Origin of the sequence: Microbacterium phyllosphaerae (assembly GCF_050628115.1) — a bacterium.
Taxonomy (GTDB): Bacteria; Actinomycetota; Actinomycetes; order Actinomycetales; family Microbacteriaceae; genus Microbacterium; species Microbacterium phyllosphaerae_A.
In genome coordinates, this window is record NZ_CP192502.1 from 3,588,418 (window position 1) to 3,605,517 (window position 17,100).

The following is a 17,100-nucleotide window of genomic DNA, read 5'->3' on the forward strand; positions in this document are numbered from 1 at the left end:
GGACGTCACGCGGCACGCCCTCGGATTCTAGTCGACCTATCTGATGAGACCGCGCTCGACGATGTCGAGCAGATACCGCCCGTATCCGCTCTTCACGAGGGGCTCGGCGCGGGTGCGCAGTTCGTCGTCGCTGAGGAATCCCATCCGCCACGCCACCTCTTCAGGCGAGCCGATCGACAGCCCCTGGCGCTTCTGCACCGTTCGGACGAACTCGGTGGCCTCGCTCAAGGAGTCGAACGTTCCGGTGTCCAGCCATGCGGTACCGCGCGGGAGGATGTCGACCCGCAGGTCGCCTCGTTCCAGGTAGACGCGGTTCAGATCGGTGATCTCGAGCTCACCGCGTGCAGAGGGCTTCAGATCCTTCGCGATTTCGACCACATCGTTGTCGTAGAAGTAGAGACCGGGAATGGCGTAGTTGCTCTTCGGCGCCGAAGGCTTCTCCTCGATGGAGAGCACACGACCTGCGTCATCGAACTCGACCACGCCGTAGGCAGTCGGGTCGGCGACCCAGTATCCGAACACCGCGGCGCCCTGGATGTCGGCGAACTGACGCAGTCGGCTTCCCATACCCGGACCGTAGAAGATGTTGTCGCCAAGCACGAGCGCTGCAGTATCGCCCCCGATGTGGTCGGCACCCAGAGTGAAAGCTTGGGCGAGGCCGTCAGGCGAGGTCTGCTGCACGTAGGTGATGGAGACGCCGAACTGGGATCCGTCGCCCAGCAGCCGCTCGAACGCCTCGGCGTCGTGAGGGGTCGTGATCACGAGGATGTCCTGGATCCCAGCGAGCATTAGCGTGGTCAGCGGGTAGTAGATCATCGGCTTGTCGTACACCGGCACCAGTTGCTTGGATGTGCCGAGGGTGATCGGATGAAGTCGAGAGCCGGTCCCGCCGGCCAGAATGATGCCACGCATGGGACCAGTCTTCCCTATCTCTCGATTCGCAGGCAAACGGCGCGGACTCGAACCACCAGCGCGTCAGCCTAAGACGGTCGCCGTTCCGACTTCAACAGCCAACGAGAGACGGAATCTCGCATCTCGGCATCAGGCAGCGTTGCAAGCACACGAACGGCTTGGTCACCGATCACCCGCTCTTCGTAAACAGCAGCCAGAGCCTCGATGACCGCTACGTCCACTCCGGACCTTGCCATCCCCACGGAGTTCGCTCCGCGCACGGAAGCAGGGTTACCGAAGGCCTTCGCGAAGGGCGGGATCTCCTTGACGACGACCGAGCCCATGCCGAGCATGCTCCCCTTCCCGATCTCGCAGAACTGATGCACCGACGCGCCAAGGCCGAGGTTCGCGCCATCTCGCACCGACACGTGACCGGCGAGAAGAACGCTCGAGGCGAGCGTCACGCGGTTGCCGATGACGGTGTCGTGCGCCACGTAGCACTGGTTCATGATGAATGCGTCATCGCCGATACGGGTCTGCCCCTTCCACCCCTGATGGACCTGGGCATACTCGCGAATAGTGTTGCGATCACCGATCACCACGCCGCCCCCCATAGAATCCGACTCGGACCGGGGGTGCCCGAAGCTGCGGACTTCGGGCGGCGCACCGATCACGACACCGGCTCCGATCCAGTTGTCATCGCCGATGACTACCGGCCCAGTGATGACGGCGAACGGCCCAACGGTGTTGCCCTTGCCCAGCAGGACATCATCGGAGATCAGCGCCGATGGGTGCACGGTGTTCATTTCTGCCTCGCTGTCGCTTGTCCCATGGGGCTGTACACTCGGATAGATTTGTGGGGCATCTGCATGCCTCGATGCCTAGTTGAACATACGGAAGCACATGATACCTATCACCAACGTCCGCTTCGGCGAAGAAGAAGAAGCGCTGGTCCTCGAGGTCCTTCGTTCCGGTCTGATCGCACAAGGACCCAAGGTCGCCCAGCTGGAAACCCAGTTCGCTGAGCGGTATGGTTCCGCGCACGCGATCGCGGTGAACAACGGAACGACTGCTCTCATCGCAGCTCTTCAGGTCTTGGATCTGAAGCCTGGCGACGAAGTCATCACCACGCCGTTCACCTTTGTCGCCACGCTGAATGCGATTCTCGAATCCGGCGCGACCGCTGTGTTCGCCGACGCTCGCGACGATGACTTCAACATCGATCCTGAGTCGATCAGGGCCCGGATCAGCGGTCGGACGCGAGTCATCGCACCTGTGCACCTGTACGGGCAGATGGCCGACATGGATCCGATCCAGGAGATCGCCTCGACGCACGATCTGAGGATCCTGGAGGACTCCGCTCAGGCTCAAGGAGCGACCTACCACGGCCGCTTCGCTGGCTCCTATGGGCTTGGAACGTTTTCGTTCTACGCGACGAAGAACATGACGACGGGCGAAGGAGGCATGATCACGACTGACGACGACCAGCTGGCAGATCGACTCCGGTTGCTCCGGAATCAGGGAATGCGCGCTCGGTACCAGTACGAGATGGCGGGCAACAACTACCGTCTGACTGATCTCCAGGCAGCGCTGGCACTCCCCCAGCTTGCGCGCTACGACCAGACGGTGTCTCGCCGTCGAGTCAACGCATCCCGTCTGTCGTCAGCTCTCTCGGCAGTTCCAGGGATCACTGTCCCGAGCGAGATGGCGGGACGCGGACATGTCTGGCACCAATACACGATCCGCGTCACGGACGAAGCGGGAATCTCTCGCGACGAGCTCTCGCTGAAGCTCACCGAGAAGGGCATCGGCAACGGGATCTACTACCCGAAGCTCGTGTTCGATTACGACGCATACCGATCCAACCCGCAGGTCCAGGTCAGCGATGTTCCGATCGCACGATCTCTCGCGAAGCAGGCGCTCTCGCTCCCGGTTCATGCCGCATTGACCGACGGCGAGCTTGACCGCGTTGCTGAGACCGTGGCCGAGATCGTCTCCGCGGCCTCATGAGTGTCAAGAAGCAGGTCGTGCTCGTCGGTGCCGGAAATATGGGCTCGCACCACGCGCGCGTCATCAGTCAGTCCGACTCGGCCGAGCTCGCTGTTCTTGTAGACCCTCGCGAAGACGTGGGTTCGGCGGTCGCCGCTCGGTTCGGTGCCACCTGGCATCCGGAGCTTCCCGACCTCGAACCATACGATGCAGTTGTGGTCGCTGCCGCGACGGAGGCGCACCATGAACTGGCGATGCAGGTTCTTGGTAGTGACCGCCCCCTCTTGATCGAGAAGCCTGTGGCGGACAGCCTGCTGAGGACCGAAGAAATCCTTGCGCTGGCCGAGTCTCGTGATCTTCCGATGATGTGCGGGCTACTCGAACGGTATAACCCCGCAGTTATCACCGCCCGAGCTGCGATGCACGCGCCGCTGCATATCACCGCCACGCGCCATTCGCCCTACGCGCCCAGAATTCGCACCGGAGTCGCCTGGGATCTTCTCGTCCATGATGTCGATCTGGCGATCAATCTGATCGGAACGCAGCCGACAACTGTCTCGTCCAAGCTCGGCTTCTTCCACCCGGAGTCGGCCGCAGACGCCGAGGACGTCGCCTCTACGATCCTCGGCTTCGAAGGCGGCGCTGTCGCCCAGATCTCTGCGAGCCGTGTCGGTCAACACAAGGTCCGCACCCTTGCAATCCACGAGTTGGATCGACTGATCGAAGTCGATCTGCTTCGCCGGAACCTGACGATCTACCACCACGTCTCTGAGGATTCGGTAGATGACGGCCCCAGTTACCGACAGCAGACCATCATCGAGATTCCCGAGATTCCTCCCTCCCCCGAGCCACTTACAGCGCAGTTCGCTCGGTTCATGGAAGTCATCGATGGAGGTGCGGACGCTGCCGCTGAGCGAGCCACGATCCTGCCGTCCCATCAGGTGATTGATCACGTGATCCAGGAACGGAAACAAACATGACGTCCGTCCCGCCGAGAGACGATGACTCGGCCGGGACCAAGAAGCGGCGTTACAGCGGAGTCCGCTATCTCCTCGCCGGAGGACTAGCCTTCCTCGTCGATCTGGGCCTTCTCGCCCTCTTGCACGAAGTGTTCGGTTGGCCAACCTGGTTGGCCGCGGGCACAGCCTTCGTGATCAGCTTTGTTTTCACCTACTCGATCCAGCGCTACTTCACCTTCGGTTCACAGGAACCGCACGGGAGGGCATTGCTGAAGTACTCACTTCTCGTGGCTTTCAATACGGTCGCGACCGCCGGGATCGTCGCTCTGATCGATCTCACACCCGCGGGTTGGGCGATGGGGAAGATCGCGTCCACCGCCGCAATGACAATCTGGAACTATTTCGCGTATCGGTACTGGGTCTTCGCAGACCGCAGCCGCTGAAAGAGAGGACACCGTGTACAACGGAGCCCGGATCGCCGCCGTCGTGCCGGCGTACAAGGAAGAGAAGATGATCGGGACGGTCATCACGACCATGCCCGACTATGTCGACCACATCGTGATCGTGGATGATCACAGCCCCGACGACACGAGTGGAGCCGCAAACGCTGTTTCAGATCCGCGAGTGACCTTGATCCGTCATGAGGTCAATCAAGGAGTCGGCGGAGCCATCGTAACCGCACATCGCGCCGCCATGGAGCTGGGCGCTGACGTGAACGTCGTCATGGCCGGTGACGCTCAGATGAATCCCGACTTCCTGCCGGATCTTCTGGATCGTGTCACTAAAGATGGCTACGGTTTCGCGAAGGCAAACCGGTTCTTCGCTCCGGAGTCTTTCGAGGGAATGCCCGGCTACCGCGTCTTCGGAAACATCGTCCTGTCATTCATGACCAAGGTCGCATCGGGCTACTGGAATCTCTTCGATCCTCAAAACGGGTACACGGCGATCCGAACAGAGGTCTTGGCACGCGTACCGTTGGACCGCGTCTCCCCCCGGTACAGCTTCGAGAACGACCTTCTCATCCATCTGAACATCCTCCAGGTCGGAGCCGTCGACGTACCGATCCCCGCCAAGTACGGCGAGGAGGTGTCCAGTATTCGTCTGTCCAAAGTCGTTCCGGAACTAATGAACCTGCTGTTCCGTGGGTTCTGGCGGCGGGTCTGGTATCGCTATGTGTTGTGGTCGTTCTCGCCCGTCGCACTTCTCCTCTTCTTCGGCCTCGCGCTTTCGATAGTCGGTCTCGGCGTCGCCGTGTGGGTGTGCTTTCAGATCGCCAGCTCAGTGGTTGCCACAGCTGCCACGGTCATGCTCGCGGCATTGCCTCTCATGTTGGGGACGCAGATGCTCATCAGCGCCTTGCAACTCGACATTCAGGGAAGCCCCTCCTCGCCCGAGTTCGAACCCTTCAACTGACAAACTGTCACCTGGGGTCAAGGGATCCCAGGTGACAGTTCATCGTCTCAGCGCGTTGTAGGTGTCCGGAGTGGAAGGATGAGGACTACTCCCTCGCCATTCCGATCCACCGGTGTCTCACTGGCGCCAGTCGTCGCCCTTGTCAATAGTTCGACCCGAGTAGGTGGCGTTCACGGTTCCCTGGTAGGCGACCATCCCTGGTGCGAACGTGCCCCAGCTGGGGCGACCTTGAGGCGGGCCGAACGACGGCAGATAGGCGCCGTAGTGGTACAGGGTTTCTTGGATCGGCCGGTAGCACGCCCCGCCTGCGTCCGTGAGTGCGACGACAGTCCCCAACGCGCGCAATCCGTTGGAGTCGTACCGCCAAACCGGTCCACCGACATCGCCCGCTGACGCAGCTGCGTCAGTGCACAACAGCAGTTCGCCGAAGCGGCCCGGCGCTATGCCGAGAACCTTCCCCTCGGTCCACCCGGTATCGATGCCCATCTTGCCGACGAGTAGCCCGACAGGCTGGTCGACGCTGCGAGTCCAGCCTTGAACCATTCCGCTGCCGGGAGAAGAACCTGTCGTCGGGTCGACGATAATTTGGTAAGCGTTATTGCCGGGCCGCATCTTGAGCAGCACTGTCGGATCTTCTGCGCGAGTGGCAAACACATCCGCATAGTTGCCTGCTTCGCCCCGGATGCTCCGATCGGAGGCGATCATCCATCCACAGGTCGCGGCCGTCGTCAGGAAGAAGCCTGAATCCCCGGCGATCGCGTAGCCTCCCGTGCAGGCCTTGTCGTAGTAGGCACCCACCGTACCGCCCACGCTTCCCCAGATGGCCGGCTCACCGGGGAGGTACTCGTACCCCTCGGCTTCGGGAACCGGACGGATCTCCGCGCTTGCCTGAGTGCCAGGCGCCACCAAAAGCAGTCCGATCGCAACGGCGACAATCACGCCTGCCCTGGTGCGAAGACGAGAAACACGTCCGCATGCTGGCGGTGCTGAAGAAATATCCACGTCCTCACCGTACCGCTATCGATAAACTCCGCACTACAACTGCTGACGGACTCGCTAGGTGTTGGAACGCGGACCCCGTCCTGCGTTCGCCGGGTCCCCATCGACAGAGTCGAGGATGGAGGAAGAGTCGTGTGCTCGAGCGGCGACTCGGTCACCGACTTCGTCGAAGCTCGCGAGGTCAGCGGCCGCGCGGTCCAAGAACATCGTCTGAGCGAGAACCGCGAGTGTCGCTGCAAACGCGACCGATCCGAAGATCCACACAACGATTGGTTGCGGCACGCCCGCTTCCCACCACCAACTCTCCTCCGAGCTCAGCCAGACGCCTGGATCACCTGCAAGTGTATAGCGCCGGATATTGCTGTACATCGCCACAGAGTTGGCGATGGAGAGCACAGCGACAGCGACCCACATTTGCAGCCGTGTGAGTCGGACCAGTCGGCGTCCCACAGGGAAGATGGCGAACCCGACGAACATGATGATGAGCGGGAGCAAGTAACGCGGGTGGACGAGACCGCCGACTTCGGTGCCGCTGCGCTGCAGCAAATATAGGGGCAGGACCACGAGGGCGACGGCTGTCACAGCGAGGACGAGCAGCTTTCGAGGAGCCATCATCGCGATGCCAGTGAAGATCGCTGCCGAGGCGACGAACATCGTACCTACCCAAACGAATGGAGGAATAGCCGCATCGTTCCAACCGAGTGGCCACGTTCCCAAGGACCCGACCCAGAGTGATGGAAGGTTGAGAAGGTTGTAGGCGAGGAGTCCAAGACCCTGGCGAGCGCTTCCCCCGCTCCCGGGTGCTGCGCCGTTCTGCCATATTCCGATCTGCTGGGCGGAGAGGAAGAGCAAGAAGCAAACGACGGAGAGAACCGCAGGCAGGATCAGTGACAGCCAGAATCGCCTACCGCGCTGTGTCTTTCCGGCCAGCACAACGGCAGCGACCATTCCTAGCACGGCGTAGGCGGCCATGTCGGAGCGGGCACCCGCTCCGATGACCGCCGTGATGGCCGCAACAACGCCCAGCGCCACCCTTCGCTTGCCTGTCGTCTCCATGAATCCGAGGACGGCCAGCCACAACGTGCCGCCTGCAAGCACAGCCCACCCGTTGGGGTTCACCGAAGCGAGCAGATATATCCCCCACGGCACCAGCGTCACGGCCATTGAAACCACCAGCAGAGGTCGTCGACGCACGGGGAGGAGGAAGAACAGCGTGGAGGCGATCAGGACGAAGATCAGTGCATTCAGGATGCGTATCGCAACTACGGATGCCGGCACGTTGGTGGACGCGAGCGGGCTCATCACGGCGTAGTAGATCGGAGAGTAGAAACGCGCCGTCGCGTTCACATGCTCGGTGAGCACCAGGCGCTCGGGGTTCGATCCGAGGACGTCCTCCTGGCAGCTGGCCGGAATGTCTGGTCGGAAGGCAAAGCACTGTGCACCGACCGTGCCCCAAGGCACCAGCTTCCCAGGCTCGTCAGAGTCGGTCTCGCACAGCCCGGGGCGGTCGCCGGCGCCACACCAGATGCTTGCGATGTGGAAGTTCTCATCGGGAGCGCCGCCGACAGGCGACGCAACGGCCCAAGAACTCAAGGCGATCATGAGAAGCAGCGGGACAATCGCCACGATTCGCCATCGACGGAATGGTGCAGTCTTCTCGGGATGTTCAGCCACCTGGCGAGTATATCCGGCGTTGACTGCTGTACCCGAAGCCCTCCCTCCCGACCGATCCCGGAAGACCCGACAGGTACTATTGCTGGATGCGCAGACTCTTGGTCACTGGAGGCGCCGGCTTTATCGGCTCCAACTTCGTTCACTTTGTACTCGAGAACACAGACGACACCATCACGGTGCTGGACAAGATGACCTATGCGGGTAATCGTGCTTCGCTGGCCGGTCTTCCGGCAGATCGATTCCGCTTCATCGAGGGCGACATCTGCAATGCCGAACTCGTGGGTCAGCTCTTCTCAGAGCACGACGCTGTGGTGCACTACGCCGCTGAGTCCCACAATGACAACTCCCTGACGGGCCCGGCTCCGTTCGTCGAGACGAACATCATCGGCACATTCACGCTGCTCGAAGCCGCCCGCAAGTCGGGCATTCGCTACCACCACGTCTCGACGGACGAGGTGTATGGCGATCTCGAGCTCGACGATCCCGCACGGTTCACCGAGAACACTCCGTACAACCCGTCCAGCCCCTACTCCTCCACGAAGGCCGGTTCGGACCTCCTTGTGCGCGCATGGGTGCGATCGTTCGGCGTTCAGGCCACGATCAGCAACTGCTCGAACAACTACGGTCCGCGACAGCACGTCGAGAAGTTCATCCCGCGCCAGATCACCAACCTCATCGACGGTATCCATCCGCGTCTCTACGGCGACGGACTGAATGTCCGGGACTGGATCCATGCCGACGACCACTCGTCCGCTGTGCTCCGCATCCTGGATGGCGGCCGGATCGGTGAGACCTATCTGATCGGTGCCGATGGAGAGAAGACGAACCGCGAGGTCATCGAGCTGATCCTCGAGGCGATGGGTGAGAGCCCGGATGCATACGACCTCGTCAACGATCGCCCCGGCCACGATCGTCGGTACGCGATCGACTGGTCGAAGCTGCGCGACGAGCTGGGCTGGTCCCCACGCTACTCCGATTTCTCCTCCGGAATCGCGGATACTGTGCGCTGGTACAAGGAGAATGAGGAGTGGTGGCGTCCCCAGAAGGCCGCCACCGAGCGGAAGTATGCGGAGACGGGACAGTGAGAGCCGACGAGTTGCAGTTCGGCCTTCCGCTCTCTGTCGAGCCGACGCCCATCGATGGCCTCAAACGCCTCGACATTCCTGTCCATGGCGATAACCGCGGGTGGTTCAAGGAGAACTGGCAGCGGAAGAAGATGCTCGACCTCGGCCTGCCGGACCTGGGCCCTGTGCAGAACAACATCTCCTTCAACAAGACGCGCGGGACCACCCGTGGTATCCACGCTGAGCCTTGGGACAAGTTCATCTCCGTTGCGACGGGGAGCGTCTTCGGCGCTTGGGTCGACCTTCGCGCGGGCGACGGCTTCGGAACCGTGTACACGACCGTGATCACGCCCTCTACGGCGGTGTACGTGCCACGTGGCGTCGGTAACGCCTTCCAAACGCTCGAGGACTCTACCGCGTACTCGTATCTGGTCAATGCGCACTGGTCGCCCGAGGCAGAGTACACATTCCTGAACCTCGCCGATGAGACGGTGGCGATCAACTGGCCGGTACCGCTCGAGCACGCCGAACTGTCCCCGAAGGACCTGGCGCACCCGCGTCTCGTCGATGTGGCTCCGATGCGATTCAACTGATCACTCGATCACTCATCGCTTCTGACTGAAACAGTCCCCCTCCTGAGACGGAGGGGGACTGTTTTGATCTCAGCGACGTGCGTGAGGTTACCGCAGTGCACCGGGCGCAAGAATCAGCACGGCGCTGGGAACTCCGTACAGCCGTGTGATGTTGGCTTGCTCTTCCGTCGAGACCGGAGTCAGTCCTCCAGAGGCGAGATAGACCTGGCTGCTGTTGGACTCACGAACGAATCGTGGACCTGTTGCCGCTCCCGCAGACGGGATTGCAGAGATCACGTCCGCAGTGGTCGTAGCGAAAGCCAGCGATCCGTAATTCGATCTCTCCACCCGCAACCAGCCCTGTGCCGCGAGCACGTAATACGCTCCGGCGACTTCAGCCCTGGGTGTCAGAGTTGCGGTCGATTTGAGTTGGGCGAAGGACCCGGCCGTCAGCAGCTTCGACTGCGCGACCAGAGCATCGACTCGCAGAGCCGCAGGAACATCGATAACCTTGCCGCCGCTGGTGAGAAGACGTGTTTCGCCCGCGGCGTCCTTGTAAGCGCCGACTCCCACGACCGCCGCGCCGAGGGGGAAGCTGGTAGCGAGCGCTGCAGAGACCGACGTGAATGCTGAACCGATGCCGTAGGGCGCAAGCAGGGAAGGATCGGGAACCTCGCGCCTTTGTCCCCCCTGAACGAGCCAGAGCACGCCATCGGGCGACTTCAACAACGAGGCGAGGGTGCCTGCATTCGCCAACCCGAGCTGATCAGGCGAGATCGTCGGCGCCCCGTCACATCCTCGACCGTAACCCGACGCAGCAGCGCAGCTTGCGAACTGATAGTAAGTTGTCCCGTCAGAGAGCAACGCCCGCTCACTCGCATCCCGGAATACGAGGCCCAGAGAGAGCGGAACACGCTTGATCGCTCCGTCCGGGAGTTTCCAGAGCTTCGACGGCACTCCGAACCGTGCGACGATCCATGAAAGGGCTGCGTCGTCCTCGACGGGCTGCACTGCTCCACCGGACACGAGGAACATCTGCGAGGAAGATGTCTCCCGCACGAAGTGTGGCCGTGTCTCCGTGCCTGCTAGCGCTACTCCAGTCCACCCATTCGATCCGAGTTGAGTGAAGAGCTGTTGACCTCCGTACTGCATTGGGTCGACCTGCAACCAGCCTTGATCGGTCAGCATCATCGCTTTACCGTCGCTGATCATCCTCGAGGGAAGAGGACTGGTTGCTGTGACGAGAGCGAAGCTCGCCGCAGTCAACTTCCGTACACCAGAGACCACCACGGGAAGACGGTTCTCAGCGGGAACCGTGAAGGCTCCGGCGAGGTTGACCAGGACAAGCCCGGAACCGCCGTCGGAGTATGTCCCCGAGGCGAGCACCGGTGACCCGACCGACACCGGCTCGATGACAGAATTCGAGAGCGAAGTGGAAGCCCCGCTGATCCCGTAGGGAGCAAGCACTGCGGGATCGACCACTTCACGCCGCGCTCCGGACTGAACGAGCCATGTCGTCCCGTCTGACTTCCGCACCAGATGAGTCAGCCAACCGCGGTCGGTCGCCTGCGAGAGTTGAGACGGACTCACGACAGCGAGCTGCGCGCAGTCCCGACCCCAATCAGCGACCTGCCCACAGCTGGTGAACCGATACCTATTGGTTCCATCGATCAGATATGCCGCACCATCGGACGTCTTGACAAGGCCAGAACCCGCAGAAGAACTCTTTCCGAGGACAGTGTCGGCGACGATTCGTACGGCGACCGGCACCCCGTAGGCTGCAGCTATCCAACGCTGCTCCTCGGCCGACACCGCCTGCAGAACCCCCCCGGATACCAAGAAGACCTGGAGGCTAGAGCGCTCCCGCACGAAGTGCGGTCCTGACGCGGCGGGCGCGATCGGCATAGAGGCGAGCGAGCGCGTCGGCAGTGAGGCAAACGTCACGCTGCTTCCGTACGCTTCGGAAGCCATCCACCCGTCATTGCTAAGAACGTAAGAGATGCCGTCGACCTTCGCTGCCAGAGGCAGGTCACCCACCGCCGGAAGTTTGCCCATCGATGCAACGGAGATCGGTTTCGACATTGCTCGGAGTGCGTCGACCTGTCCTTGAGCGGAGACGGAGTAGGTTGCACCGCCCTGGAGAATCGCAATGCTCTTTCCAGTTGCATCGCCGTAGATGCCCGCTCCGAGTACAGGATCTCCAAGCGGGTACTCGCTCACCAGCGAATCGGCGACCGGGCTGACGGCCGTAGACATGCCGTATTGCGCCAGTAGCGATGTGTCGACGATCTCGCGCCGGGCACCTCCCTGAATGAGCCAGTTCGCACCGAGCGCACGCGTCGTTGGCGTGAGGTATCCGGCGTCCGGGTATGCGTTCGCCTGCCCCTGCGCCACCATCGGAAGCGAGGCACAACTCCAGCCATAGTCTGCAGCGAGCTCACATGTAGGTATGCGGAACCGGCGTCCGCTGTCCAGAAGGAACACCTGATACTGATCAGTTTTGATGGCGCGGGGCGCCTGACCACCATCGGTGAATCCTGCGAGCTGGGACGTACTCACGGTCTGCACGGGAGAGATCCAAGTGAACTGCGCCGCGCGCTCCGCTGTGGGGAACGAGTACTTCACGGAGCCGCTGACGAGGTAAGTCGCGCCGGTGGCAGAATCCCGGAGCACACGCGCACCGGTCGACTTCGTCGAGCCGAACCAGTCAGTGAAGTAGTTGTAGAAGTTGCGGTTTCCGTACGCCGAGCATCCGTCGCCTTCTCCGTACCCAGAGCGCATCGCGGCCGCATTGGGCTGGTAGGGCGTGTAGTAATAGAGCGCGGACGTAGCCATGTTCGCGACGTACACGGGAGAGCTCCCGCAGGCGCGGTTCGGGTTATAGAGGATGTTCCACGTCTTGCCCGGCGCGTAGTAGGTGAAGTAACGGCCTTCCATGTAGATCTGCATCTGGCGCGCTGCGCCGTAAATCTGGTGGAAGAAGCCGACGTAGTTCGGATCGCAAGCGACGCCCCCATCCGGGCATCCCTGCCCGAGCGCGGCATTGTAGCGGTTCATGCTCGGCCACGTGTGGGTGACCAGCCCCTGTTCCTTCTGCAGCATGACGATGAGCACCTGAGGATTGATACCGCAGGACTGCGCGACGCGGGAGATGATTCGCGCCGCCGACTCGTTGGCAGCGCCTGTGTAGCCCTGGCAGTATCGGTCGGCTGGGCGGTTCACCGATGTGATGGTGAAGTCCTTGAGGCAGATGATCGGGCCCCAACGGTCCGATCCGCCCTGGCACCGCGACACCTTGCTGTTGAAGAACGCCTGGATCTGCGCTTCCGTCATGGTTCCGCGGTCGGTGAACACCGCATCGCTGATGATGTTGCCGGGGTCGAAGCCGTCCAACGACATCTTGATGTCCCTGCCCTGAGCCGCACCGATCGTGGCTGTGGGCGCTGCGGAGACAGAGGCGACAGGGACGAATACACCGACCACGAGCGCAATGACTGCGACGAACGTGGCGAGGACCCGGGGCATCCTCAGGGTGTTTCGAGAGCGTGGGGCACGTCGAGACATGTGACCAGTGTGACGGAAGTTGCGTGATGATGCCACTGTTGCAATATTTTGGCCATCGGCGTGTCGGCGTGTCGAAGAAGACACAGCTGGCGTTCAGCCGATTACAGATCGGCGTGCAGGCCCCACACGCGCTCCGCGGCGCCGAGCCACGAGAACGATCTCGAACGATCCGCGCCCAGCACGCTGAGGCGTCTGGCCCCGTCACCGACGGCATCCTCGACTGCCGAGGGGACATCCGCGGGGTCGACGATCAGCCCGCCGTCCGCGATCACATCGCGGTGCACTCCGCTCTCGACGGCGACCACCGGCACGCCGAGGGTCATCGCCTCGATGACGCGCCATGGCCAGCCCGTGAGTGCGCTCGTCGCCACCAGCGCCGATGCACCCGCGAACACCGCGGCCCGGTCGTCCGCAGACAGCGACCCGCGCACGTGGGCGCGTGACTCCGGCAGTCCGGCAGCCGCGGCGATTTCTGCGAGCCGAGGCTCTGCGCCCTCGGGAGCATCGAGTACAACGGCGTCCTTGCCCGCAGCGACAGCGGCCCGGAAGCCGGTCTCCAGCGACTCCGGGGTCCCGGTCAGCGCGACGTATCCGGAGGGCAGAGACAGGGAGGCGCGGCGCGCGACCGCATCGAGCGGGACGACGAAACCTGTGGGAGCAGCGCCCGAGATGACCCGGATGCGCCCCTTGAGCTTGACGATCTCGGCGAGCCGCTCCCCCACCGCGTGAGACGGCACGACGACCGCGTCCGCGTGCTTGACCGCGCGCTTCAACATCGCGCGCTGCCAGGCGACAGCGGCCTTGGGCAGCAGGTCGGGCGACTCCCACGCGTACAGATCCCACAGAGTGACCGTCGTCTGGTCGTTGTCGTGCACCCGGTCATGCCGCACGAGAGGTGCCATGAGCGTGGACGAGTGGATCAGGCCGCCACCGACGCCGGGTGCGATCCCGAGCTGCCAGGATGCCGCGAGCTCCCGTCGCGCGAGCGAGAGCTTGCGCACGTCGGCCAGGCCGGGGATGCGCACCTCAGAGCCTGCGGGGATGATCGCCTCCACAGTGCAGCCGGACGGGGCCGTCGACACGAGCGCCGCCGCGAGATCCGAGGCCGCCGATGCGTGATCCGGATCGACCACATGCGTCAGTTGATCCAGAACAACACGCAGCCGAGCACCCATGCGACAACAGTAGTCGTCGGGGGCTGAAGAACCCGGGAGCGTGACCGTGTATATCCGGGGATCGACCTCATCGACGGAGCCCTAATATGCCGCTTCGTGCTTGAATGCAGGGGTGAGTGACGGACGCCTGCCTGTACGACGTCGGTGGTTGCGGTGGACCATCGGCGTGATCGTGACTTTGCTCGTGCTCGCGATCGGGTGGGTGACGATCCGCGGCATCGGAGCGGTGAACGATCTGCAGCAGGTCGCGACGTCGTCCTCGAAGCTCAAGGCGGCGATCGGCGATGGCGACCTCGACAAAGCCGCATCCCTGTCGAAGAGCATCGCGCACCACGCGGGATCGGCCCACGACCTCACCTCAGATCCGATCTGGGTCGCGTTCGGATACGTGCCCTGGATCGGCCCGAACTTCACGGCGGTGAGCGACGTCGCCGAGATCGCCGACGACATCGCCGCCGACGCGCTGATCCCTGTGCTCGATGTGGCCGGAGAACTCGACCTGGCCAGCCTGGGGCTCTCGGGGGGTGTTGTCGACCTCGCTCCGTTCACTCTCATCGAGCCGCCGCTGGCCGAGGCGAGCACGACATTGAGCAGCGCGGAGGATAGGGCGCTCGAGATCGACGCGGATGCCACGCTGCCTCCCCTCGCCGAGGCTGTGCGAGAGATGCAGGCCACCGTCACGCAGGCGGCGACCGTCGTGGGCTCGCTGCACGGTGCCGCGGTGCTGCTCCCCACCATGCTCGGGGCGGAGGGGCCTCGGAACTACGTCATCGCCATGCAGAACAACGCCGAACTTCGCTCCTCCGGCGGAATCATCGGGGCGATAGCCCTGATCCATGCCGAGAACGGTCGCATCAGCCTCGTCCAGCAGGCGTCCACGTTGGACTTCCCCGCTCTCGACACCGCCCTGCCCCTCAGCGAGTCGACGATCGCACTCTTCGAGGACCGGCCTGGCCGGTACCTGCAGAACATCACCAACATCCCCGACTTCACGGAGGCCGGCCCCGCCATCGCCAGTCGCTGGCAACTGCGCTATGGCACGCCGATCGACGGGGTGATCGCGGTGGACGCCGTGATGACGAAGCATCTCCTCGACGCCACCGGTCCGCTCCCGTTCGGGCCGTTCACCGTCGACAAGAACAACGTCGTGAGCCTGCTCCTCTCCGAGATCTACGCAGCCGTCCCCGACCCCGCCGCGCAGGACCAGATCTTCGCGCAGGCGGCCGGAGCGATGTTCGGAGCCGCACTGTCGGGTACAGATCCCCAGGACCTGGTCGCCGCCCTCGCGACGTCGGCGGACGAGGACCGCATCCGCATCTGGAGCGCACACGAGGACGAGCAGAGGATGCTCGCATCCACATCCCTCGGTGGGGCGCTCCCGAGCGACGACACCGAGACCCACGTCGGCGTGCTGTTCAACGACACCACGGGCGGGAAGATGGACTACTACGCAGGTGCGACGATCACGACCTCGGTGGGAACCTGCGAGGGCGAGCCGACGACGCAGGTACGGGTGACCTGGACCAACGACGCTCCTGCGGATGCCGCGACGTCGTTGCCGCCCTACGTCACGGCAGACGGACTGTACGGAGTGCCGGCAGGATCCACACGCACTCTTGTCACCGTGTACGGGCCGGAGGGCGCGACTCCGTCGCACATCGACCGAGACGGGGAGGATCAGACCGTGCAGACCGCGCTTCTGGGCGCCCGTTCCGCCGTCCAGCACGAGGTCCTGTTGGCACCGGGAGAGTCATCGACGATCACCGTCGAGTATCAGGGGACGGGCGCCGGGGAGCGCCTCACGGTCGTCGACCACACTCCGATGACCAGTACCCCCGACATCTCGCGCGAACAACTGCGTTGCGCATCGTGACTTTCCCGATCCGATGATGTAGGGTCAGTCCCACTGGGGAATATCTGAGTTCTGCAATTCTGTCGTGGGGACAGAATGAGCTCACGCAGTCGGATGCAGGGGTGTATCCGGAGGCGATTCCGCGTGTATTTCTGGGGAGAAACATGCTGAAGAAACTGGCTGCAATCAGCCTTACCGCTGGCGCGCTCGTGCTCATGGCACCGGCTGTCGCCTCTGCCGCGCCGGTCGTTCCGGCTGAGTCCGACTCATACTCGGGCACACCGCGCGTGGGCGTCGACGATCCGATCATCGACATCTGCGACGTGTCGACCGTCGCGTTCGGCGCAGGCTACTTCCTGCCGTCCGAGAATGTAAACGTGTCGGTCTCGGGGTTCAACGCCGGCGACTCCGCGGTGTCAGGTAACACGGCGGCTGCCGACGGCAGCCTCCTCGTCACCTTCCGCCCGCCGTCCGACGGCGAGGGCTCATACTCGCTCGCCTTCACCGGCTCACGTTCGTACACCGCGACCATCACGGTCACGCACGGACACGACGCCGCGATGAGCTGCGACCACGACCCCGGGGTCGCGAGCGCAGGAACAGAGATGCCGCTCACCGGTGGTGGGCTCGAGCTCGCACTCACCGGTGGCAGCGTATCGCCATGGGTTCTCGGCGGTGGAGCCGCTGCGCTGGTCGCAGGTGGAGCGCTCGTCGCCACAGGAGCTGCGCGCCGCAAGCGCGCCTAGGTCAGATCCCCGCTTTGCGGGGGTCGACTGGACGACGGTGGTCCCTCCCCCTCCGATCACCGTCGTCTGGCGAATCCGGTCTTGCACCGGAGGCCCACGGCAGCCCCCTTCACTCTCAGGTGGCAGCCGTGGGTTATTCGCGCCATCTGGGCGAAACGGTCGCTCCGATCAGTGCGGTAGCACGGTGATCTGCGTCAAACGG

At 63.2% G+C, this 17,100-nt stretch carries 13 protein-coding genes and 1 pseudogene; 8 read left to right on the forward strand and 6 right to left on the reverse strand.

Annotated elements, in window-relative coordinates; genetic code table 11:
• Positions 1–36 precede the first annotated feature (36 nt).
• Together rfbA and ACQ4LY_RS17255 are read right to left on the reverse strand one after the other, a co-directional pair.
• The gene (rfbA, locus tag ACQ4LY_RS17250) at positions 37–912 is read right to left on the reverse strand and encodes a glucose-1-phosphate thymidylyltransferase RfbA (protein ID WP_431073500.1); all 876 of its coding nucleotides are present in this window, start codon (positions 910–912) and stop codon (positions 37–39) included.
• A gap of 68 nt (positions 913–980) precedes the next feature.
• Positions 981–1,697: an acyl-ACP--UDP-N- acetylglucosamine O-acyltransferase gene (locus tag ACQ4LY_RS17255; protein WP_431073502.1), complete on the reverse strand. Its 717-nt coding sequence runs from the start codon at positions 1,695–1,697 to the stop codon at positions 981–983.
• Between the two features lie 97 nt (positions 1,698–1,794).
• Here ACQ4LY_RS17255 and ACQ4LY_RS17260 point away from each other — a divergent pair, with 97 nt between their 5' ends.
• Genes ACQ4LY_RS17260 through ACQ4LY_RS17275 form a run of 4 tightly spaced genes read left to right on the forward strand, consistent with a single transcriptional unit; the run spans position 1,795 to position 5,252 of the window.
• The gene (locus tag ACQ4LY_RS17260) at positions 1,795–2,901 is read left to right on the forward strand and encodes a DegT/DnrJ/EryC1/StrS family aminotransferase (RefSeq protein ID WP_431073504.1); all 1,107 of its coding nucleotides are present in this window, start codon (positions 1,795–1,797) and stop codon (positions 2,899–2,901) included.
• On the forward strand, positions 2,898–3,860 hold the full coding sequence (locus ACQ4LY_RS17265; RefSeq protein WP_431073506.1) for a Gfo/Idh/MocA family protein: 963 nt from the start codon (positions 2,898–2,900) through the stop codon (positions 3,858–3,860). The genes ACQ4LY_RS17260 and ACQ4LY_RS17265 overlap by 4 nt, the downstream gene beginning before the upstream one ends.
• Positions 3,857–4,282, forward strand: a complete 426-nt coding sequence (locus tag ACQ4LY_RS17270; RefSeq protein WP_431073508.1) for a GtrA family protein — start codon at positions 3,857–3,859, stop codon at positions 4,280–4,282. The genes ACQ4LY_RS17265 and ACQ4LY_RS17270 overlap by 4 nt, the downstream gene beginning before the upstream one ends.
• A gap of 13 nt (positions 4,283–4,295) precedes the next feature.
• Entirely contained in the window at positions 4,296–5,252 is a 957-nt protein-coding gene (locus ACQ4LY_RS17275; protein WP_431073510.1) for a glycosyltransferase family 2 protein, read from the forward strand.
• 117 nt (positions 5,253–5,369) lie between these two features.
• On the opposite strand, the gene ACQ4LY_RS17280 is transcribed toward ACQ4LY_RS17275, so the two are convergent.
• Both ACQ4LY_RS17280 and ACQ4LY_RS17285 read right to left on the reverse strand, forming a co-directional pair.
• Positions 5,370–6,254: a hypothetical protein gene (locus ACQ4LY_RS17280; RefSeq protein WP_431073512.1), complete on the reverse strand. Its 885-nt coding sequence runs from the start codon at positions 6,252–6,254 to the stop codon at positions 5,370–5,372.
• A gap of 54 nt (positions 6,255–6,308) precedes the next feature.
• On the reverse strand, positions 6,309–7,925 hold the full coding sequence (locus ACQ4LY_RS17285; RefSeq protein ID WP_431073513.1) for a DUF2142 domain-containing protein: 1,617 nt from the start codon (positions 7,923–7,925) through the stop codon (positions 6,309–6,311).
• A gap of 86 nt (positions 7,926–8,011) precedes the next feature.
• On the opposite strand from ACQ4LY_RS17285, the gene rfbB reads away from it, so the two are divergent.
• Both rfbB and ACQ4LY_RS17295 read left to right on the forward strand, forming a co-directional pair.
• Complete coding sequence (gene rfbB / locus ACQ4LY_RS17290) at positions 8,012–9,010, forward strand: dTDP-glucose 4,6-dehydratase (RefSeq protein WP_431073515.1); 999 nt, start codon at positions 8,012–8,014, stop codon at positions 9,008–9,010.
• 11 nt (positions 9,011–9,021) lie between these two features.
• A pseudogene (locus ACQ4LY_RS17295) lies at positions 9,022–9,570 on the forward strand (dTDP-4-dehydrorhamnose 3,5-epimerase family protein); the annotation flags it as partial.
• Between the two features lie 99 nt (positions 9,571–9,669).
• Here ACQ4LY_RS17295 and ACQ4LY_RS17300 read toward each other — a convergent pair.
• Positions 9,670–13,086, reverse strand: a complete 3,417-nt coding sequence (locus tag ACQ4LY_RS17300) for a hypothetical protein (protein ID WP_431073517.1) — start codon at positions 13,084–13,086, stop codon at positions 9,670–9,672.
• Positions 13,087–13,226: 140 nt separating this feature from the next.
• Positions 13,227–14,300, reverse strand: coding sequence for a glycosyltransferase (locus ACQ4LY_RS17305; protein WP_431073519.1), 1,074 nt, complete (start codon positions 14,298–14,300; stop codon positions 13,227–13,229).
• Positions 14,301–14,412: 112 nt separating this feature from the next.
• Here ACQ4LY_RS17305 and ACQ4LY_RS17310 point away from each other — a divergent pair, with 112 nt between their 5' ends.
• Both ACQ4LY_RS17310 and ACQ4LY_RS17315 read left to right on the forward strand, forming a co-directional pair.
• Positions 14,413–16,173, forward strand: coding sequence for a DUF4012 domain-containing protein (locus ACQ4LY_RS17310; RefSeq protein ID WP_431073521.1), 1,761 nt, complete (start codon positions 14,413–14,415; stop codon positions 16,171–16,173).
• A gap of 143 nt (positions 16,174–16,316) precedes the next feature.
• Positions 16,317–16,898 (forward strand): hypothetical protein, encoded by a 582-nt coding sequence (locus ACQ4LY_RS17315; RefSeq protein WP_431073523.1) that lies wholly within the window; start codon positions 16,317–16,319, stop codon positions 16,896–16,898.
• Positions 16,899–17,100: the final 202 nt, after the last annotated feature.